The sequence below is a fragment of the Ruegeria sp. genome, assembly GCF_040830605.1.
Lineage (GTDB): Bacteria > Pseudomonadota > Alphaproteobacteria > Rhodobacterales > Rhodobacteraceae > Ruegeria.
In genome coordinates this window covers 1-19,404 of sequence record NZ_JBFOMD010000013.1, presented here as the reverse complement: position 1 = coordinate 19,404, position 19,404 = coordinate 1, and the positions used below count along the sequence as shown (strand labels likewise).

Here is a 19,404-nt window from a genome sequence, read left to right as displayed (position 1 = left end):
AATTGTCTGAACTCATTGATAAACTGTTTCCGGCGGCACCGGAGGCTGGGCAGATTTTCGTCCCCTTGAACGTCGAAAAGGAAGTCGCCTCGCTGGGTGTGAAAAAGAAGGGCGAAGAGCGCGGCACCAAGTGTGAACCGCCGCATGGACAGACATCCGACGACGCGGTCGAGATGCAGATCACCGCCCGTTTCCGAGAGCGCTGGCAGGCGGCGAGCGAGGCCTATCACGCATATGTGGCGCAGTATCGGCGGCGTCTCGATCTTGCCATCGACATGGCCGGGAACGTCGAGGAGGTGGCGCTTGGCAGCGTCGGCGACTTCCTCGCCATCACCAAGGAAGCCGCGCTGCATCTTCACAATCAACGTGTGCTGGTTTCCGACCTCGAGGACGAATACCGCCATTTTCGTCAGGCGAACCGGTTGCAGCGCACCGCCCTACCCCGGCGCAGCCATGTCTTCAATGTCGGCGTACTGCTGTTTGCGATCGTGGCCGAAAGCGTTCTGAACGGCGCGTTTCTTGCGCATATCTTTGGTGGCGCGCTGTTGATCGCGTTCCTGTTTGCCGTTGGGATTTCGGCGGTGAACGTGCTGGCATCGCTGCTCTGCGGGATATTCTCGCGCTACGTGCAACATGTCGGTTTTGTGAAACGTCTGCTGGGCCTTGTCGCGATCCTGTTCTTTCTGGCCTGGGCGGCGGGCTACAACCTGTTTGTGGCCAATTTCCGCGATGCGGCCGAGGGCATCGAATGGGAACAGGCGTTGATTGTCTCGGTGCAGAATTTCATCGCATCGCCATGGACCCTGGAGAACTTCCAAAGCTGGATGCTGGCCCTGCTGGGCGCGCTGATCTCGGTCATCGTTTTCATCAAAGGGGTGTTGTGGGACGATTTTTACCCCGGCTTCGGGAGCCTGGCCCGGCGTCGTGAGGCGGCCAATGACCGGTTCGCGGATATGGCCAGTGAGGCGATGGATGAAATCAGGTCGGTGCGGGCCGCACGCCGGGACGATCTGCAGGCAGCGCGTGAGCGGCTGATCATCGGGCTCAACGAGACGACCCTGATCCTGACCGAGCAAAGCTCGCTGGCGATGCAATACGCAACCTATCACCAGCAGCTTCAGGACGCGACCAACTATGCGCTGAGCGTTTATCGCGAGGCCAATCGCAGCGCGCGTCCCGACAACTGCCCGCCGCCGGAGTATTTCAACCGGCTGCACAAGCTGCCGGAACCTCAGAAGGTCGCCAATACGGAACATGTCACGGTCGAGTCGGAGAAGCTGAAGAAAGGGTTCGACAAGGCGCTCGAGAAGGCGCGCAAGGCGATTGAAGAAGCCTATCAAAGCGCTGTCACGAGCATCCCTCAATTCGATGATCTGGATCGGGCGCGGGAGTAACGGCAATGGCACGCTACGGCAAAGGAAAGTCCAGATCCCTGGGAAAGAGCACTGCCGTAGAGACCGCTTTCGGGCTGCTTATGGGGGCAGTCGCTTTGGGTGTGGTCGGAGCGGTTGTTGGTATCTGCTTCATCTGGGGAAGCTGTTTTCCGCCGCCCTTGCCTGCCGATCTTTGCCCGCCCACGGGGCCGACAGGCTATTTGGCGATTGTCATCGATACCACCGACAAGATCGGATCGCGCGCGCAGAAAGAGGTCGAGCGGGTGCTGGAGGCCTCTGTGAACGGCCTGCCGGTGGGCACCAAGCTCGGGCTGTATCTTGTGGTCGATGAGACCGGAGACAACCCCGATGGCGCGGCACGCGTGACCGCCCTGTGCCGGCCGGCCAGCGGCGCCGATGTCAATATCTGGCTGGAAAGCAAATCCGAGGCCGAGGAGGTTTTTCAGTCCGGGTTCGTGGCCCCTGTGCGCGCGGAGCTGTCCGGCATGCTTGATGTCGAGGCGGCCGACACCTCGCCCATCGTAGAGGCGATCCAGCTTGCAACAACGGATCTGCTGCCGTTCGGGGAGAGCGACGCCCCACGCAAGATCATCGTTGTGTCCGACATGATACAGAACAGCGAGCGGTTCAGCTTTTTCCGCGGCGACAAATGGGAAGATACAAAAGGCGAGAGCCGCGAGGCGCTTGGCATCCCGCTTGCGGGCAGCAGGGTCGAGATCGTGCGTGTGCTGCGGCCCGGGTTTTGGGACCGCTCGCCCGGTTTCGACACGGACGATGTAAATCTCTTCTGGCGCGAGCTTCTGGCTTCGGGCGGCGCCAGCGAAGCAAAGACGATTGCGCGGATACCAGCGGACTGAGATGGCAATACGAGAGACAACGAAGCGCAAAGAGCGCGCAACAGGACGCGGCATCGCCGTGCTGTTCGTCGTTGTCGCAGTCGCCGGCGGTGCCGTCATCATCAGCCTGCGGATGCTGGGTTACCATCCGCTGGTTGCGGCCGGTACGGGCAGTGGACTGATCCTTCTCTATGCCCTGCTGGCGATGCCGCTCAAACCCAAGGCCCTCTCGACCGGCGTGATCGGGGACAACTGCTATTACCTGGGGTTCATCTTCACCTTGACCTCGCTGGCCTGGTCGCTTTATGGCGTCGGATCCGACGGGCAGGAGCGCGAGGACTTTGTACTGAATGTGGTGTCCGGCTTTGGCATAGCGCTGCTGACCACGGCGGTCGGAGTGGTTTTGCGTGTGGCCCTGAACCCGGCCCGCGTCGATATGGTCGAAGAGGAACAGGCGGCGTTCAATTCGATCCGTCACTATTACGACCTGATGCAGCGTGATCTCGCGTCGCTGACGGCGACCAACAAGCAGTTCGCGCTGGGGCTGAAAGCCTCGCTGAACGAGTTCCGCCAGGCATTCCACGACGACCTTCGCACCGAGGCCGAGGCGCGGACGAAAACGACGCTGGAGATCATCGGTGACGCCGAAAAGCGATTTCAGACGCGGCTGGCCGAACTGGATTCCGAACTCAACGGGCAACTCACCGGCGCGGTCACCCGCATGGGACAGGAAGCGGAGAGCGCGACCGACCGGGCGATCTCGGCTGCGTCGCGCACGGCGCGCACCCGCCTTGCGGCGACCATGCGCGAGTTTCGGGCCGCGGCGGCGGCCACTGGCGAAGACTGCAATGACGCGATGGAACGCACGGCGTCGGGCGCAGCCGAGACGGTGGATACGCTGAGCGAAATGCTGACCAAGCTCGACAAGGCGACGACCAAGCTGAATGCGTCGGCGGCAACACTGTCCGAAAGTGTTCCACGGCGCACCGGCGATCTTGTGACAGCGGTGCAGGCCAATATCGACGCAATCTCAAAGGCGCTGGACGATCTGGAGGCGGCGAGCAAGACGGTTTCGGCGCGAATGGCCACGTTGAGGAGCCACGCCGATCAGATGGAGCGGGATCTGCCATACTCGGAACCAGCGGGCCGGGGGCGCTGGCCATTCAGATGGATTTCGCGGGGGCGGTAACATGTGGCGCCAGCGATTTGACCGATCGGCACACCGAGACGATGCCCAATTCCAGCGCGGCTCTGTTCTGGGGCTGACCTTCGGCGAGGTCTTTCTGCTGCTTTCCTTTGTCCTGTTGCTGCTGCTCGGGTTGCTCGAAGTTCAGCGCCGTGCGGATCGCACCGATCTTGCAAGTCTGCGCCCGTTCGGACCTGCGGTCGAGGCCGCGACGGAAAGGAATGTGCCCCCGAAAACGCTGCAACATCTCATCGAGGGGCTGGCACCCGAGGACCTCAGGGACCCGGAGATGGTTGCCGATTACAGCCGGACGATCGCGACCGCGCGGAGCCAGGGCATCGAACCCGACCGCTTCGAACAGTTGCTGTCGGCGGTTGCCGACCGCCCACCAGAAGATATCGACTTTGTCCGCTCGGACCTGGAAGCGGGCGAGTTCATTCGCAAGAAGGCCCAGGGTGTGGTGCCGGGCGAACTGGCCGACTGGCTGATCCTTGAGCCCGAAAAGCGGGATCTGGCGCTTGAGATCGCCCGCGGCGCCGATGAACGCGCCATCGACCGTATCCGCGAGGTGCTGGGCCGCGACATTGCCTTGCGCGATGATGTCACCGGTGCCGTGCAACGTGCGCTTGGCGATCTGGTCAGCAAAAAAGGCGGCAGTATAGACAGCGCCAGCGGCTCGATATCGCTGCCGGACGACGTTCTGTTCGAGCCGGGCTCGGCCAAACTCACACCAGAGACGCTTTCATTTCTTGAGGAATTCTGCGGCCCGTGGATCAACGCCATTCACGGTTTCGGCAACCGGATCGCCGAGTTGCGCATCGAGGGGCATGCCTCGTCCGAGTGGTTTGGCGCCACGACGCCGGGCACGGCCTATCTCAACAATCTCGACCTCTCGCAACGGCGTTCTGCGGAAGTCGTGCAGTTTTGCCTGTCACAGCCAATGTCTCCGGACATTGCGGGATGGGCGCGCAAGAAACTGGTGGCCGTCGGTCATTCGTCCTCGCGCCCGGTTCTGCTGAACGGAGAGGAGGACCGGGTGCGCAGCCGCCGTGTGGTCTTTGGCTTCGAGACCGACAAGCAGCAGGTGCTGGAAGACATCAAGCGCAACATCGCGGGTCAACCGGCCCCGGCGACGCCTGCAGTGGCGCCTGCGTCCGAGCCTTCGGCGCGGGTTGCGCCGGAACCGGAGCTGCCGCCGATCAAACCGCGCTATGCGGGTCCGGCGCGGGTCGTCGAGGCGGGTGTGATCTCGGTGGAAAGTGCCGAGCTGAGGCTGTCCAACGTCGAAGCTCCGGGTATCGAGGCCACCTGTCGCGACGCGCAAGGTCCGCTGCGCCCGTGCGGCCGCATTGCGGCGATGCGCCTGGCGGAGTGGCTGGACGGGTCCGACGTTATCTGCGAGCCGGCAGGTCAGGGCCGCGACGCCACCGGCCGGCCATTGGCGCATTGCCGGCGTGGCGGCACGGATGTCGGTGACTGGCTGATCAAGGCGGGCCATGCCAAAGTTGCGGAGACGTCGGAGAATTAAGGTCAGAGGAACACGTCCCAGAACACCTGGGTCAGCGTGTCACGATAAAAGGTCACGATCTGACCCATATGGGCAAGCCGGCCAGAGAGGTCCGGCAGTACACTGGCGTGCAGCCCGGAGTGGTCAACCGCGACACCGCCGCAGCTTGGCAGCACGAGGCGGACCCGGCTTTGCCCGTATTCCGGGTCGTCCTTTTCCGGCCAGCGCCGAATTTCGGAAATCCCGTCCAGGGTTGCGGGTAAGGATTGCGGGGTCACGGAATAATCTTCGATCAGCCAGCGCGGGCGAAACCCGGCGGCGCCGAAGGCATCCCTGTCGACCATCAACCGCGCGAGCGCGGCCCAGCGGAAGATTTCTTGGAGGTCGGCATAAACGGCGTGCTCAGGCTCCGCCGCGATGGCGCGGTAGTTGCGTGAGAAGGCGCAGGAAAACTCGCGGGCGAGGTCGTTGGGCTCAGCCGCGGCGACAACTTCGCCTTCACGGGTCAGGAACTCGGCCTCATCGAGCAGCACGACATTGGCGGTCTCCAGCATGATGACGTCGTCATCAGCCGTCACACTGTGGGTACCTGCCGAGAACCAGAACCGTGTCAGTCCGCCGATTGCGTGCTCAGCCTCGTCGGACTGCGCGGCGTTCCGCGCGGCCTCGAGGGACAGATCCGACAGCGATGCGTATCCCGGCAAGGCGATTGCGACCTGACCGTTGACGAAACGCTTCATCTTGTAATCGGCCTCGAGCATGATTGCCGCCGCGCGGCTTTCGGGTACTCCGAGGATGCGCACATCCTGCGGCACCTCGCAGAACTCGGGCCATTCGTCTGCGTAGTCTTCAAGCCCGCCGGTGAGCTGGTCGAGCTCTTGCAGACGCGCGATTGTCTCGGGACGCGGATCGATCGACACGCCGGGCGCGGTGTACCAGATCGTGTTCCCCTCACGTCTGGCATAGAGGTTGAGCGCATTGCGCAGCATCACCACGAAATCGTCGAGGTCGAGCGGGCGACCGCCCTCGGCCCGGTGGCCAACCAGAATGATGTCCTGTGCCCGTGTATCGACAACGAACCCGTCAATCGAGGTCAGATCATAGAGCGACCTGCCCGGGGCCGTGCAAGCTGCATCGCCACCGCATTCGACAAGCTCGCGTTCAAGGCCCTTGAGCGATACGGCGCGGTCGATCTCGGGCCGCTTGATCTCGGGCGGCTCGCAGGTGGTGTCCTGTGCGTTTACCGGGGCACCTAAACCCGCAGCAAGACAGGCGCATATGCAGACCGCGCGCCAGGTCATGGCTTGAGATCGCAAGACGCGTTTGCGCTGAAATCGCACTGGCCCAGCAGGGCACGGACACCAGCCGTCGTGCCGGGTTCACCGGGTGTGAAAACCGGAGAGATGCGGACACCGCCACGCCCGTCTCCGCCGCGCTTTGTCAGGGTCACGAACCCTGCTTCAGCTGTCCGATTTGGCGTGTGTTGTGCACCGGTGATTGGCACGGTGCCGTCCGCAGCCTCCGCTTTTAGAGGTGATATCAGTCTCTTTGTGAAATATTTTGCGGCTTCCACACGGATGATCCCTTTGGTGTCCGGATAGGCTTTGTCCCAGAATGCCAGCAGTCGTTCAGAAGGACTGAATGACCGGTAGAGCGATCTCCCTTCGGTGAAATCGACAGGGCGATATGCAATTCCGTCGATCTCGATATCCGGCAGAAAGTTGGACCCTGAAACGATCTTTGGCTTAGGAGTACTGGGCTTTCCCGTCGCGACATACAGGCCGGAATTGGCTCTGTTGACCGCATAGAGCTGTCCATCGACCAATTCCGCCGCTTCACTCTCCAAAGTGAGGTCGTTCGCGGTGATTTGTTGGATGTTCGGTTGGTCGGGGGCTTCAATGGGGGATTTTTGTCGCCGCACGATACGGCTCGGCACCGGTGGCTCGTCGCCAAGGCGAACACTGTAACGAAAGGCCCGGCGCCAGACCACTGACAGGGCCCACATGCTGGAGGCGAGGTCGGTGAAGTCATCGGTTCGATCGAAATACTGTCGCAAGTGATCGGGATCAGCGATGCCGGGCACGCCTGAAAACACGTGAGACATGTATTGATCGCGGGCCAAGATACGCCCGACCTGAAACCCGATTGTCCCACCAACGGTCCGCAGCGTGACGGTCTGCAGATATGAAAAGGCGAACTGTGCCTGCAGTGTTGCGAACATCGTCGCTTGCAGCGCGATGTATTCTTTCAACGGCTCGCCCGAAGCCCAGTATTCAAGCGGCCTCGCCGGACCCAGCGGGGCAATGGTTTTGGTGTAATAGGGGTCCTCGACCAGATAGCGGCCAGAGGTCCAGTAGGTTTCCCAGTCAGCGATTGCCCGCTCGGGCGGCAGTTTCCTGAGATTGCTGTCGATCAGTGCGAAGGCCTGCCGGATGAAGCGGTCATTGTTCGACAGCGACATAAATTGCAACGGGTTTGGCCGCGGCAGGACGGGCGCCTCGAAGATGTGTACCCCCGGGGTTGACGGGCGCACCCGGATGCCGGGATAGATCCACGCGCCTTGCGGCAAGCCTTGCGGGCCAAGCGCCAGATATCCCCAATGGGTCGTGACGGAGGTTAACCGGCCAGCGGCGTTTCGGTGAAACACAAGCGCCTGCCCGTCGGAGCCCATAATATGGGTGATCCTGCCCGTCGGGTCGGCACCGACCTGCATGGTGCCGTGCGGGATTTCGGCGGATTCCAATCCTTCGACGGGCCGCGCGAGTTCGAACAGTCGTCCGGTGTCGTCATAGCGGGCGAAACCACGCATACCGGCGTTGTCTATCGTGAGCATCCGGGTTGCGTATGTCTTGGCCCCCAGCGCATCGGAAACGATGCCCGTGGCGCGCCCGGTCGTGCGGTCGATATGCAGCCGGTCGCCATTGGGAAGCTGAACCAGCGCAAATGGGCTGTCCGGGGCGGCAAATACGGCCGGATCGGTCTGAACGGTGCTCCCCTCTGCCTGAAGGTTGCCGGGCGGCAAGCACAACACGCAGAGGGCGGTGCCCAGATGCAGCACCTGCCGGAGCGCAAGCCTAGTTCGGGTGATCATGCGCATTGATGACACTCCGCTTCCGCCCCCGATGGTACTGCCCGCGAGACGTTGCAGCAAGTTTGCCGGGGAACTGCCCGTTGCCTGCAGGTTTGGCTATTCAGATGGATCGAGTGGGTGAAGTCTCTCCTCTGGCGCCGGTGATCCGGCTGATATCATCGACGCAGCGACCAGATTTTCAGATCCCGGACCGCCTTTGCGACGATGACACCCAGCAGGAGAGACAGAGCGACTTTGGACACGGTCTCCATGGTCCCTTCGATCAGCAGCACATGCGCGATTGTGCCGCCAACTGCGACCAGGGTCAGTGTGACGTGCCCCCGCCGCCACAACCGCAAGGGCACACGCACGCGCATGCGCAAAACGGCCAGTCCGGCTGCTGCAAACAGCGCCCACATCGCGAGGGCGCCCCAAACGGAGAACGGGGTAGGCGACCGGAACAGCAACACGTCGATGACATCCGGCGGGCTGGTGATCCACAGGCCAGCAACATGCGCCACGACGGCCAGAACCAGACAACCGCCGACATAGCGATGCACCCGTCTGCCGATGACCGGGCCAAGGCGCGGCAGGTATCCTGCGACCAGAACCGGCTGGACCAGCATCAGCCCCATCGCAAGGATGCCTGCGAAGCCGGATGCGATATAGACCGGTCCGCGCCATTGAAGCAGAGGGCTCATGGACGCCAGCGCGAGGGGCGTCAGAACTGCGACGGTCAGGCCGATCCAGGGCAGCAGGGCCCGCACCGGGCTTTTTTCCGTCCGCATGAGGCTCAGGCGGGTTCCAGAACGAAATGTGCGCTGAGCGAGGTATCTTTGGAGCTGGCCATTACCGGGCGCAGAAACACGGTTTTGAAATCGCCGCTGTCATAGGCCAGGTGGCCATGCGCCTGACCAAAAGCCGGAACAATCTGTGGCATCTCGAGGCGGAACTCGCCGTTTGCATTGGTAAGCGTCGCGCCATGACTGCGGGCGTCACGTTCATGCCCCTCAGTCGTATGGGCCCAGATCTGGATGCGCTGACCGGCAAGCGGCGCGCCATCACCGGCGCGGCGCACGGTCCCCGACATCCAGAACCCCCCGCCCCCGATGCGATTCACAATCGGAGCACCCGGGCGATAGTTGTTGGCCCCACCCCGCATGGTCCGGGTCGGCGCTAGCCCCGCGGCCCGGGCGGGAATACTCATACCCGGGATGCCTGCCGCCGCAGCGGCGGCGGTCAGCACCATCATTTCACGGCGGGTCGGGCGCAGGATGGTCATGTCGATTTCTCCTTTTCAGCACGCAGTTGCCAGCCTTCCGGTTTGATCATGGAGCTAGGCCTGCGTGCGCAAAAATCGAGTATATGATTGACTAAAATAACCTGTTTGGGCCGTTCCTTCAATTTGCGGGTCTAAGGTGGTGATCAGGTACCACCGCTGACCGCATTTCGCCTGATGCTCCTTCTGCGCCGGACCGGCTGGCCTGGGAAAGGTCATCCGGCAAGCTGCAAATCATTGCCCGACCGGCGATCAGAAACTAGGCTGCTGGAAAGGCTCAACCTTTGGCGTTTGCCAGGCGCGGGTCGAGACACGAACTTCCACTTCCGCCGTCACGCGCGGAACCCAAAACCGGCAGGTCAGAGGAGCAAAAGGATGTCATTGAAACTGGAAGAAATGTGCAGCGGCCTGGGATTTCCCGAAGGTCCCGTGGCGATGGATGACGGCTCGCTGCTGTTCGTTGACATCAAGAACCAGACGCTGGAGCGCCTTGGAACCGACGGTAAGCTGAGTGTGGTGGCCGAGATCCCGGGCGGACCCAATGGCGTTGCAATCGGACCTGATGGCGCGGCCTATGTCTGCAACAACGGCGGCGTTTACAGCTTCGTGCCTTACGGGCCGGAACAGATCACCGTCCCTGCCCCGATCCGCCCGCACTACACGGGCGGTTCGGTGCACCGGGTCGATTTGGAAACCGGAGAGGTTACGCTTCTTTACGACGCCTACGAAGGAAAGCGCCTAATTGCGCCGGATGACATCGTTTTCGACACGTCCGGGGGCTTCTGGTTCACCGATACCGGCATTCAGGACGAGGAATCCACGCGCTATGGCGGGCTTTATTATGCGAGCATCGACGGCAGCACGCTGATCAAGGCCGCAACGATCCCGATGCCGAACGGTGTCGGGCTGTCGCCGGATGGCAAGACGGTCTATGTGTCCGACACGGTTTACGGGCGGCTCTGGGCCATTGAAATCACCGGGCCGGGAGAGATAAAACCGGGGCCGATGCCGGGAATGCCGGGGAACGTGGTGCAGACGCTTCCGGGCTATCAGTGGCTCGACAGCCTCAAGGTCGAAGAGGGTGGCCGCGTCTGCGTCGGCACGATCTTCAATGGCGGTATCACCATCTTCAGTCTGGATGGCACGACCGAGCATGTGGAGATCCCCGATCTCTTCACAACCAACATGTGCTTTGGCGGCAGCGACATGCAGGACCTGTGGATCACGGCGTCGAGCACGGGCAAGATCTACAAAGCCAGATGGCCGCGCCCGGGGCTGAAGCTGGCATATACCGCCTGAGGTCTGGACCCATTCGGAGCGTGTCATCATACGCTCAACCCAAGGATGTGTGCGGCGTGACATTTTGGCTGCCTTTTTTCCGTGCCGTTGCGGCAGGATGTCCGCGCATGGTGGCCGGACGAAATTTCGTATTGTAAGCTCGCCGCCCAAATGGGGGAAGCCACCAACATAACAGCACGACAACCGGAGAACCTTGGCGAGCGGCGCCAGGTATCAGTTCTGTTCGCGGATATGGTTGGCTACACCGCCATTGTTTCGGAGCTGGGCGAAGAAAAGGCGCTCGAATTCATCCGTCTGGTCTATGAGAAGCTGACAAGCGCCGTTGAGGACCATGGCGGCACGGTGCGCGACTTTGCCGGCGACAGCATCATGGCCCTTTTCGGGATACCCGAAGCGCTGGAGGACGCCGCGCTGCGCGCATGCCGCGCGGCATTGTCGATCCATGCGACATTTGCGGTGGCAGCCGATGACATCGAAGCCCGGTTTGGTGTGCGTCCCAGCATGCGGGTCGGCATCAGTTCGGGCACCGTCCTGATGGCCGCCGTGACCGGGGAACACGGGCCGGCGACCGCGGTGGGCAGCACGGTCAACCTGGCCTCGCGCATCGAAAGCCTGGCACCGCCCGGCGGCAGCCTGATTTGCGACACGACGCGGCGGCTGGTCGAATGGGTCGCCGAGCTGAGCTTTAACGGCGAGCATCAGATCAAGGGTCTGGCCAAGCCGCAGAAGCTGTGGAACCTCCAGTCCATCCGCGACAGCGCCACGCGCTTTGACGCCTCGCTCGCACGCGGGCTCAGCAGCTATGTCGGGCGCGAGGGCGAGCTGGTGGCGATGTCCGCCGCGCTGGTGCGGGCCAAGAACACGCTTTCGGTGATCGATCTGGTTGCCGAGCCAGGGCTCGGCAAGACACGCCTGGTCTTTGAGTTTCTCAAACGGGTGCCGTCCGAGGAAGCCTCGGTCATCACGGGGCATTGCTTTGCCGACGGCCAGCAGGTTCCGTTTCTGCCGCTGCTCGAAATCGTGCGCAGCTCGTTCCGGATCAGGGATGCGGATGATCCCTCGGAAGTGGCGCGCAAGTTGGATGCCGGTTTGCAGGTTTCCGGATTGCACTCGGAAGAAAACCTCGGCCTGTTGCTGAATCTGTTGGGTCTGAGACCGCCGAGTGGAGCGTTGGACGGGCTGGACGGCGTTCTGATCGGCCTGCGCACGCGCGACCTTTTGCGTGCGTTGCTGAAGGCCAAGTGCAGCCAGGGCAAGACAATTCTGCTGATCGAGGACAGTCACTGGATCGACAGCGCGTCCGAAGACATCCTGCACAGGCTGATAGAAAGCGGCGAGCAGAACAATCTGCTGATCATCCAGACGCGGCGGCCTGAATATGTGCCCGATTGGCTGGACAATTCCAGAGTGACCACCATCGCGCTTGAACCGCTGGCGCCGGACGATATTGCGCATATGGCTCAGACGCGGCTGGGCGTGGACCTGCTGCCCAATGATCTGAAACGCCAGTTGACCGAGCGCGCGGGGGGCAATCCGCTGTTTGGCGAAGAGATACTGAGCTTTCTGCTGGATCAGGGCGCCTTGCGGATCGATGCCGGTACTGCGGATTTCGATGCCGAGCTGGGAGAAAGCGGTCTTCCGGTCACCATGCAGAGCCTGCTGACGGCCAGAACGGAACGGCTGCATCCCGAAGACCGGGAGCTTTTGCAGGCCGCGGCCGTGATTGGGCGGCGTTTCGACCCGGGTCTGTTGTCCCTGCTGATTGACAATGCGGACGATACCGGTGCGGCGCTGGAAAGGCTGCAGACACTCGACATCGTGCACCGCGAAATCAACTCGTCAGACTATATCTTCAAGCATGTCCTGTTGCGGGATTCGGTCTATCAGAGCCTGGTCTCGACGCGCCGGACCGAACTGCATCTGGCGATCGCCCAGGCGCTTGAGATACGGAACTCGAACCGTCTTCAGGAAGCCGCGGAAACCCTGGCGTATCACTATGGCCACACGGATCGCACCGATCTGGCCTTTACCTATAGCGCGATGGCGGGTGCCAAATCTCTTGGTATTTACTCACTGGACGAGGCCAACCGGTACTTTGTCTCGGCGCTGGAACTGTATCAAAGCGACCCCGGCTGCGCGACGAAAGAGCAGTTCGCCGAGTTCCTGTCGGATTTCGCGCTGTGTTCGAATATCTCGCTGCGGGTCACGGCGATGATCGAACTGGCGGACAAGGTCAGGCCAATCCTCGAACAGGTCGGTGACAATCGTCACCACGCGCTCTTTCTGCATCACTACGTGTCCTGCCTTGTGTGCAACGGCAAATACCACGCGGCGCACAGCATCCAGCAGGAACTGACAGCCATGGCCGAGCGTCTTCGCGACCCCGCCTCCAAGGCCTATGCCATGGTGAACGAGCTGTCGGTTTCGATCTACTATTCGCCCATTGCGAATGAGGTGTTCGAGGCGAAAAAGCGGGAAATCGAGGCGGTTCTGAAACGCATTGACGACGCCTATATTCAGAACTTCTTTCTGGCCACTGTCGGGTGGAACGAACTGACCCGCGGGCGGGTTGCCAAGGCGCATGAAACCGCAGACCAGATGATCGCCCTTGGCACGTCCAAGAACGACCCGCGTGCGCTTGGCTATGGCACCGCGATGAAGGCCCTGATCGCGATGGTGACGGACGACCACGAGCTTGCGCTCAGGATGGCCGAAGAGGCGCGCAACGCCTCGCGGGTCGAGTTTGAGCTGGCAATTGCCGAAGCGGCGCGGGTTGGCTCGCTTGTGCCGCTGGAAAAGCCGGGCGCGCTCGAGACCGTTCAGCGGCATGTGGACGAGTGCAGCGCCAAGGGTTGGGCCCTGTTCACGGCGGGGCCCGAGACGATGTTGGGCGTGGCCTACGCCATGAACGGGCAGATCGCGGAAGGGTTGCGTCAGATCGAGGACGTGATCCGGAGGCGCGACGAAGAGGGAACGCAGGTTGCCGCCGACTGGGGCCGGCTGTTTCTGTGTGAAATGCATCTAGCCATTCTCACGGGTGAGGGCGGCGGGTCCATCGGTGTTCTGCTCAGGAACCTTCGGACGATTATCCGGGTGATGCTGACTGGTGAGAAACGGCTGATTTCCCTGATCGAGCGTGTGCGCAAGAACCCGCAATTCGACACCAAGGGCCATTACATTGCCCGATGCGACATGATCATGGGCCTTCTCTACAAGGCCAAGAAGAAAAAGCCGCTGGCCGTGCAGCACCTGACCGACGCGCGTCTGATTGTCGAAACCGCCGGGCAGTCGCCGATGCTTGCACGCATCGACGCGGCGCTGGCGGAGCTGGCCTGACACATCGTGCGGTCGGACGTGCCGCTTAGTCGGTCAGTTCCGACAGATATTTGATGGCGGCGATGCTGGGCAGGAACGTGTAGGCCCCGCCGCGTGCCTTGATCAGACGCGGGAAACCGCGCAGGCGGATCGTTTTGCCGTCGGGCAGCGACATGTCGAACCAGCTGGTCTCGGGCGTGTTTGCCCCAAGCAGCGGGTCGTTTGCGCCGGTGATCGTCGGATCATGCAAGCCGAGATTGATCCAGTCGCACATGACCGCCTCGAACTGCGCGCCGATATTGGCCCCGATAAAACTGCCGAGCAGCCCGCGTTCCCGGTCGTCGGGGTTCCGGGGGTCGAAATCCGGGCCGTAGGACATGCCGCGTCGCACTAGCCGCCGCGTGTAGTTTGCGATGCGCTGGACGATCCGGCCGCCACGCGGGTTGCCGCGCCGCAGATGAGAGCCCGCCGGGCAACGTGAGCCGTGCCAGTAGTTGAAATTGGTCAGGGACACGGGCGGGTCGGGGAATTGCGCGTCCGGCGACAACTCGTATGGCACCCCGTTGCGCCAGCGCCCGCACATTTGTGCCGCCACGACCTCGCGCAGGGCGCCGTGCATGTCCAGCCCCTTGCCGATCCGATCCAGATTGTGCGGATCTGCAAGCTGATTCACGTCGGGATGGGCCATCAACTGGGTCGCGGCCTGATCGAGATAGGCTTCGAACCCGACCACATCCTGCGCCAGAACCCGGAAGGCGTTGAAGGATCCGTTAAAGCCCAGATCATGCGGTGTCGGCACGCGGAACAGGACGCCCTCTTGCCGGGTGGGATAGCCCAGAAGGGCGGTGCCGAGCGGATCTATGGGCTCATCCACGCCCACCTGATCGGGGTCGATGACGTGCTTGAACCGCGGCTGCGAGATACCGTCGACATAGCCGAAAAACACCTTGCCCTCTGGCAGGTTGCGCCCGTTGCGCACGCCCAGAACGGTAAAGGCCTTGGCCACCTGAGCCTCGACCTGATCCAGCGGTTCTTCGGTGTCCGCATGGATCGAGGCGATGATGTGCACGCGTTCAGGTTTGTCAAACGGGGCTGGCCAGTGTTCCGGCGCGCTGTCCCCGAAGTCACCGATTTTAATCGCGCGTTTGGCCATGCCCTGAGCGAACTCGGTCGGGAAGGTCTCAAGATGCTCGGACGGGGTGCCCAGTGCCCGCAGCCCTTCGAAAGTTATGCCGATGTTGAAGCAGACCGGCGGCTTTTCACGCCAGGTCGTATCCCGCGTGATCGCGGGGACATCGGCGCTGTTGCCATCGACCGATGCAGACAGAAACCGCCGAGCTGCATTGCGGTCCGCGACCTCAAGGACGAGGTGCCGCACAAGGTTACGGCGGTATCCCCGCAGGATGTTGCCCTGAATATCGGCAAGATTGAACGCTTTGGTCACCAGCCCACTCCGAATTTGCTGCGCACCTGTGCGGCCGACACGCCGGGATACGCGCGATAGCCTCCACCCAGTGAAATGTTGGGGTTTGCATGCAGTTGCAGGATCAGTTCGCGCGGCAGCGACCCCAGCATATGCGGCGGCTTGTTGGGCGGCAGGCCCTTGGCCGCGTCCTGCAATCCGAACAGGTCCGTCGGGAAATCCGGCGCCTGGAACAGGTCATGGTCCTGCACCCAGTCGATGAACTCTTCGACGTTGTGTTCGGTGGGCATCAGCGCCTCGCCGCCCTCAACCAGCGACATCACATCATCGAACACGCTGCCAATCGTGGTGATGAAATCGCGGATGTAGTTGCTGAAATCGCCGTCGTAGACCGAAATCATGCAGATATGGTTGTCGATCAAAAGGAACCGCGCGAAGTGGACCGTGCCCACATTGTCGAGGCCGGCAAATATCTCATCCACATTCTGCGCGATGGCCAGCGTTGCCCGCGCGCGGCCCGCCGGAGAGGGATCCTTGAGCGGCATGATCAGGTTCATCATACGCTGAACATTCTCGCTGGGCTGAGGCGATGGCCGCGGCCCGCCCGGCAGCTTGGGCTTGGGCTCTTTCCAGGCCCAATAGGGCACCACCACATAGCGGGACAGGAAATTGAACCACCCCCGGTCGGGCAGGCTGTTGACGTACCGATTGAACCAACTGTCCTGGCTTGTCATGGTCTTAACTCCCTGAAAAAGGGCAAGGTGTGGCGCCGCGCTGCTCGCTGGAAAGCTCGTAGACTTCCCTGCGTATATGCAGCACGGGATCGTCCGAGGCTTCGATGCCTTCAGTCAGTAGGCCCGGGTTGAAACTCAGTTTCTCGTTCTGCTCTTCCTGATCCTTGGGCACATCATCAAGCGTAAGCGTCCCCATCATCACCCGCTGCCGGTGCGGCGGCCATGGGCGCGCCGAGTTGTTGAAATCATCGCCGACCTCACCAATCACCATCATCAGCGAAAACCGCGCGGGTTCGGCGGCAAGGCGGTCCTCGAGCTCTTTTTTCAGATAATCATCGACCGGCGGCAGATTGGGATCGGTCCTGAGAACACCTGCAATCGGCTGCCAGCTAAAGCGCACCCACCGGCGGGTGTTGTCGGGCGCGGTTATGACGAAGGTATGGACGGCGTGGTAGGCCGCACGCACATAACTCACCGGCGCGCCGATGGTGGCGGCCTGCAACACGCCAAGCTGAGCATGAGCATTCTGATCCGCGAACTCGATCGCTCCTTCGTCCGGGCTGATGGTTTCCCCGGGATAAGGGTCGCGCTTTGGCAGTGTCAGGTTCAACAGGTTGAGGACCTTCCGCCACGGCGATTCACCCTTGTAGGGTTTCGGCTTGGCCGCCACAGCGAAGTCGAGGAAATCCTCGGGCGTGGGCGAGAAGAACTCGGGCAGGGTCATCGCGATAAGATCGGTATCCGTGCCGTCCGAGAGGTGAAACCGCGTCGCCATCCCCCGCACGTCCGACCAGCCGTCGCGCACCGTGGCACTGCCGGAACCGTTCGAGAACCGGACGATGACCTTTGTCTTGTCCTCACGGAAATGATCCGCGATGCAGAAATTTCGTGCAATCGGTGAAGGCTTGAAAAACCCGGTGGCGCTGATGCCGATGGTGTGAACCGGGCGTTTCTTCAAATCACCATCAGGACGGTGCAAAACCTCAACCAGTTTCTGGGCAATGCCAGTGTCGTCCATACGCCTCCCCTCCGCGTCCGAACAATTTTGCAAATAATTGATAGATTAACTTTTCGCGCCTTGGGTGCAACAATAACAAACACCACAACTTGCACAAACCCGGTCCCGGCGCGGATTTTGCAGGGCGGCTACCAGTTATTGAGCATGTCGACGGCGCTCACCCAATCCCGGCTGTTTTTGGCAGCCTGGCAGGCCTCGTCCATCAAGTCATAGATCCCGGGTTCATGTTTTGCCAGGCTGACCACCTTGGGCAGCGGCGGGTTCAAACGCACCAACCGATCCGTCAGGACCCGGCGCGCCATCCAGTACAGATTTTCGGCCGAGGTCGTCAGCATCAGTTCAAGCAGCGCGGCTTTTGGTGCGTTGGAGGTCACGCCGAACCATTTCAACAGGCCCCAATCGTCGGGGTCCTTGACCATTTCCTTGGATATATCGGTCGGTTGCCGCCCGGTGCCGATCGAGAGCGCCTCGATATCAAAAAGACCGGCAGCCTGCTTTGCGGCAATCGCGATGTTGATCCCATTCATCACCGGATTGTTGGCAAACGCACCGCCATCGGCGAAGTAACCATAGTCGACGCCGTTCGCAACTATGCGATGCGGTGGGAAATAGGTCGGGGCCGCCGAGCTTGCCATTGCAACGTCCAGGAGCTTGACCGCACGCATGTCCAGCCAGGGGCCTTCGCCAAAGTCCTGATTGGTTACGGTGAATGGCGACCAGCCAACCTGATCGCTGCGGTGCAGGCAGACCGTGTTGACCGCCAACACGATATCCGGCGACAGCGATCCAACCGTGCGATCCTCGACAAGGGTTTCTCCAATCTCGGCCAGCCCTGTCGCGTTGTATTGCGCCGCGGTAATGCCGGGGCCGCCGTTCAACTTGAACCGCCTCAGAACCTCATCCAACGCCTTGTCCAGGATACTGCGCTCGTTTTCACGAAAGATCTTGTCGGCCTCGTCGCGGTAGATCGAGATCAGGTCGTCAAGCAACCGGGTCATGTCTTTGCCCTGAGACCTGCCATCGGCCAGCGCCACGGCGATCAGACCACCGGTTGACGTGCCCGCAAACCCGTCCGCCTTGTCCAGGAATTGGGTTTCCTCCTGAAGACCTTGCAGGATCAGGCATGTCAAATACCCCCTAATCCCGCCACCATCGCAGGAAACCAGCCTAAACGTCATCGGACATGTCCCGTTTTTACCCGTTCTGACGGTACGTCTGGTAAGACAGTTTTCCAAGAGGGTGCCGGGGTCGGTTCTGTGTAGACGCATCGGCCTCGTTGGCCGTTCGGCACACCGGACATCTCAGTGTCAAACCGGGTCGTCAGTGATCCACTCACCGCGAATCCGTGTTGTGGTTCGGCAAGCCGTGGATAGCCAACTGCTCATACCAGCCTTTCTGCGCCAACGCTCAATTAAACCTTCAGGCCAGCCTGTTGCTGACCTCGACAAGATTGTCGTCCGGGTCCCGGAAATACACCGACATCAGCTTGCCGACGGCGCCCAGTTTCTCAGCAGGCCCTTCGACGATGGTGACGTCGTGTGAGCGAAGTCTCTCGACAACGTCCTCAATGGGCGTATCGGTGACGAGACAAAAATTGCCGCTGCCCGGCACGGTCCTTTTTGCAAGCATCGGCGCTGTGAGCGCGTCCTGAAGGCTGATCTTGCTCGATCCGAAGTGAAGGGACCACTTGCCGGGGCGTTCCTCGCGCGCCGTCATGCCGAGCACGTTTCGATAGAACTCAAGAGTTGCGTTGACGTCGCGGACGCAGAGAACGATGTGGTCGAAGCCATAGATGTTCATGCGCAGAGCGTATCTTTGTCCAGTCTATCCGTACAGATATGAAACCACCCTCAATCGTCTGCCGTAACACGTGGCCAGTTAGTGATCGCCGTGAACACAGATGCAATTACAGCTATGGCATGTAGCTAAGGAATTTCTCATGCGAACAGCGCTCGGCAGTCCAGCATCTCTCGCCGTCTGGACACTGACGAAACTGACATGCTGTGAACCAAAGTCGTTGTTTGGCAAGTGAGGCACCAACAAACTAGGCTGCGCGTTTCCAGACCAATCGCCCGAGATAGAGTTCGTTGTTCAGGATGCCGGTACCACGTTGGTGGTTGCCATAGATGGTTGATGCGCCCCACGTGCCGCGCGGTCCTGGAATACCCAAGGCGGCTTGTTCGACACTTTGGTCGGCCTTGCTGGTTGCGGGAGCAGGATTTGAACCTGCGACCTTCAGGTTATGAGCCTGACGAGCTACCGGACTGCTCCATCCCGCGACACTTTATGAGACCTATCGCTTACGCTACTTGAGGTCGTGGTTGGTCTACCGCCTGTTTGGCT

15 protein-coding genes and 1 tRNA gene are annotated in these 19,404 nt (G+C 61.4%); 6 read left to right on the top strand and 10 right to left on the bottom strand.

Annotation, left to right across the window (positions count from 1 at the left end):
* Nucleotides 1-65: 65 nt before the first annotated feature.
* From AB3N21_RS17795 to AB3N21_RS17780, 4 genes are all read left to right on the top strand, one after another.
* The gene (locus AB3N21_RS17795) at nt 66-1,394 is read left to right on the top strand and encodes a hypothetical protein (RefSeq protein WP_367936476.1); all 1,329 of its coding nucleotides are present in this window, start codon (nt 66-68) and stop codon (nt 1,392-1,394) included.
* A gap of 200 nt (nt 1,395-1,594) precedes the next feature.
* Nucleotides 1,595-2,251 (top strand): hypothetical protein, encoded by a 657-nt coding sequence (locus AB3N21_RS17790; protein ID WP_367936475.1) that lies wholly within the window; start codon nt 1,595-1,597, stop codon nt 2,249-2,251.
* 58 nt (nt 2,252-2,309) lie between these two features.
* Nucleotides 2,310-3,419 carry a hypothetical protein gene (locus tag AB3N21_RS17785; protein WP_367936474.1) on the top strand — a complete coding sequence of 370 codons (1,110 nt, stop codon included), beginning with the start codon at nt 2,310-2,312 and terminating at the stop codon, nt 3,417-3,419.
* 1 nt (nt 3,420) lies between these two features.
* Entirely contained in the window at nt 3,421-4,944 is a 1,524-nt protein-coding gene (locus AB3N21_RS17780) for an OmpA family protein (protein ID WP_367936473.1), read from the top strand.
* 2 nt (nt 4,945-4,946) lie between these two features.
* Here AB3N21_RS17780 and AB3N21_RS17775 read toward each other — a convergent pair whose 3' ends face one another.
* The 4 genes from AB3N21_RS17775 to AB3N21_RS17760 all read right to left on the bottom strand — a co-directional run bounded on the left by AB3N21_RS17775 (nt 4,947) and on the right by AB3N21_RS17760 (nt 9,275).
* The gene (locus tag AB3N21_RS17775) at nt 4,947-6,224 is read right to left on the bottom strand and encodes a DUF1598 domain-containing protein (protein ID WP_367936472.1); all 1,278 of its coding nucleotides are present in this window, start codon (nt 6,222-6,224) and stop codon (nt 4,947-4,949) included.
* Complete coding sequence (locus AB3N21_RS17770; protein ID WP_367936471.1) at nt 6,221-8,020, bottom strand: RHS repeat domain-containing protein; 1,800 nt, start codon at nt 8,018-8,020, stop codon at nt 6,221-6,223. Before AB3N21_RS17770 ends, AB3N21_RS17775 begins: the two co-directional genes overlap by 4 nt.
* 149 nt (nt 8,021-8,169) lie before the next feature.
* Nucleotides 8,170-8,781 carry a ferric reductase gene (locus AB3N21_RS17765; RefSeq protein ID WP_367936470.1) on the bottom strand — a complete coding sequence of 204 codons (612 nt, stop codon included), beginning with the start codon at nt 8,779-8,781 and terminating at the stop codon, nt 8,170-8,172.
* Between the two features lie 5 nt (nt 8,782-8,786).
* Nucleotides 8,787-9,275, bottom strand: a complete 489-nt coding sequence (locus AB3N21_RS17760) for a twin-arginine translocation pathway signal (protein ID WP_367936469.1) — start codon at nt 9,273-9,275, stop codon at nt 8,787-8,789.
* Between the two features lie 372 nt (nt 9,276-9,647).
* Here AB3N21_RS17760 and AB3N21_RS17755 point away from each other — a divergent pair, with 372 nt between their 5' ends.
* Together AB3N21_RS17755 and AB3N21_RS17750 are read left to right on the top strand one after the other, a co-directional pair.
* Nucleotides 9,648-10,571 carry an SMP-30/gluconolactonase/LRE family protein gene (locus AB3N21_RS17755; protein WP_367936468.1) on the top strand — a complete coding sequence of 308 codons (924 nt, stop codon included), beginning with the start codon at nt 9,648-9,650 and terminating at the stop codon, nt 10,569-10,571.
* A 150-nt stretch (nt 10,572-10,721) separates the two neighbouring features.
* On the top strand, nt 10,722-13,907 hold the full coding sequence (locus AB3N21_RS17750; RefSeq protein WP_367936467.1) for an adenylate/guanylate cyclase domain-containing protein: 3,186 nt from the start codon (nt 10,722-10,724) through the stop codon (nt 13,905-13,907).
* A 25-nt stretch (nt 13,908-13,932) separates the two neighbouring features.
* On the opposite strand, the gene AB3N21_RS17745 is transcribed toward AB3N21_RS17750, so the two are convergent.
* From AB3N21_RS17745 to AB3N21_RS17720, 6 genes are all read right to left on the bottom strand, one after another.
* Complete coding sequence (locus tag AB3N21_RS17745) at nt 13,933-15,330, bottom strand: Dyp-type peroxidase (protein ID WP_367936466.1); 1,398 nt, start codon at nt 15,328-15,330, stop codon at nt 13,933-13,935.
* Complete coding sequence (locus AB3N21_RS17740) at nt 15,327-16,043, bottom strand: hypothetical protein (protein ID WP_171179266.1); 717 nt, start codon at nt 16,041-16,043, stop codon at nt 15,327-15,329. The genes AB3N21_RS17745 and AB3N21_RS17740 overlap by 4 nt, the downstream gene beginning before the upstream one ends.
* Before the next feature lie 4 nt (nt 16,044-16,047).
* Nucleotides 16,048-17,061: a catalase gene (locus tag AB3N21_RS17735; protein WP_367936465.1), complete on the bottom strand. Its 1,014-nt coding sequence runs from the start codon at nt 17,059-17,061 to the stop codon at nt 16,048-16,050.
* Between the two features lie 128 nt (nt 17,062-17,189).
* A complete protein-coding gene (locus AB3N21_RS17730) occupies nt 17,190-18,239 on the bottom strand; it encodes a patatin-like phospholipase family protein (protein ID WP_367936464.1) in 1,050 nt (349 codons plus the stop codon).
* A gap of 241 nt (nt 18,240-18,480) precedes the next feature.
* Nucleotides 18,481-18,861 carry a VOC family protein gene (locus tag AB3N21_RS17725; protein WP_367936463.1) on the bottom strand — a complete coding sequence of 127 codons (381 nt, stop codon included), beginning with the start codon at nt 18,859-18,861 and terminating at the stop codon, nt 18,481-18,483.
* Between the two features lie 402 nt (nt 18,862-19,263).
* Nucleotides 19,264-19,340 (bottom strand) — tRNA-Met (locus AB3N21_RS17720).
* Between the last annotated feature and the right edge of the window lie 64 nt (nt 19,341-19,404).

Excerpts from the sequence above, each read along its gene's own strand:
- AB3N21_RS17775 (WP_367936472.1), bottom strand. The coding sequence starts at position 6,224 with ATGACCTGGCGCGCGGTCTGCATATGCGCCTGTCTTGCTGCGGGTTTA.
- AB3N21_RS17770 (WP_367936471.1), bottom strand. The coding sequence starts at position 8,020 with ATGCGCATGATCACCCGAACTAGGCTTGCGCTCCGGCAGGTGCTGCAT.
- AB3N21_RS17730 (WP_367936464.1), bottom strand. The coding sequence starts at position 18,239 with ATGACGTTTAGGCTGGTTTCCTGCGATGGTGGCGGGATTAGGGGGTAT.
- AB3N21_RS17735 (WP_367936465.1), bottom strand. The coding sequence starts at position 17,061 with ATGGACGACACTGGCATTGCCCAGAAACTGGTTGAGGTTTTGCACCGT.
- AB3N21_RS17750 (WP_367936467.1), top strand. The coding sequence starts at position 10,722 with ATGGGGGAAGCCACCAACATAACAGCACGACAACCGGAGAACCTTGGC.
- AB3N21_RS17780 (WP_367936473.1), top strand. The coding sequence starts at position 3,421 with ATGTGGCGCCAGCGATTTGACCGATCGGCACACCGAGACGATGCCCAA.
- AB3N21_RS17725 (WP_367936463.1), bottom strand. The coding sequence starts at position 18,861 with ATGAACATCTATGGCTTCGACCACATCGTTCTCTGCGTCCGCGACGTC.
- AB3N21_RS17755 (WP_367936468.1), top strand. The coding sequence starts at position 9,648 with ATGTCATTGAAACTGGAAGAAATGTGCAGCGGCCTGGGATTTCCCGAA.
- AB3N21_RS17760 (WP_367936469.1), bottom strand. The coding sequence starts at position 9,275 with ATGACCATCCTGCGCCCGACCCGCCGTGAAATGATGGTGCTGACCGCC.
- AB3N21_RS17765 (WP_367936470.1), bottom strand. The coding sequence starts at position 8,781 with ATGCGGACGGAAAAAAGCCCGGTGCGGGCCCTGCTGCCCTGGATCGGC.
- AB3N21_RS17740 (WP_171179266.1), bottom strand. The coding sequence starts at position 16,043 with ATGACAAGCCAGGACAGTTGGTTCAATCGGTACGTCAACAGCCTGCCC.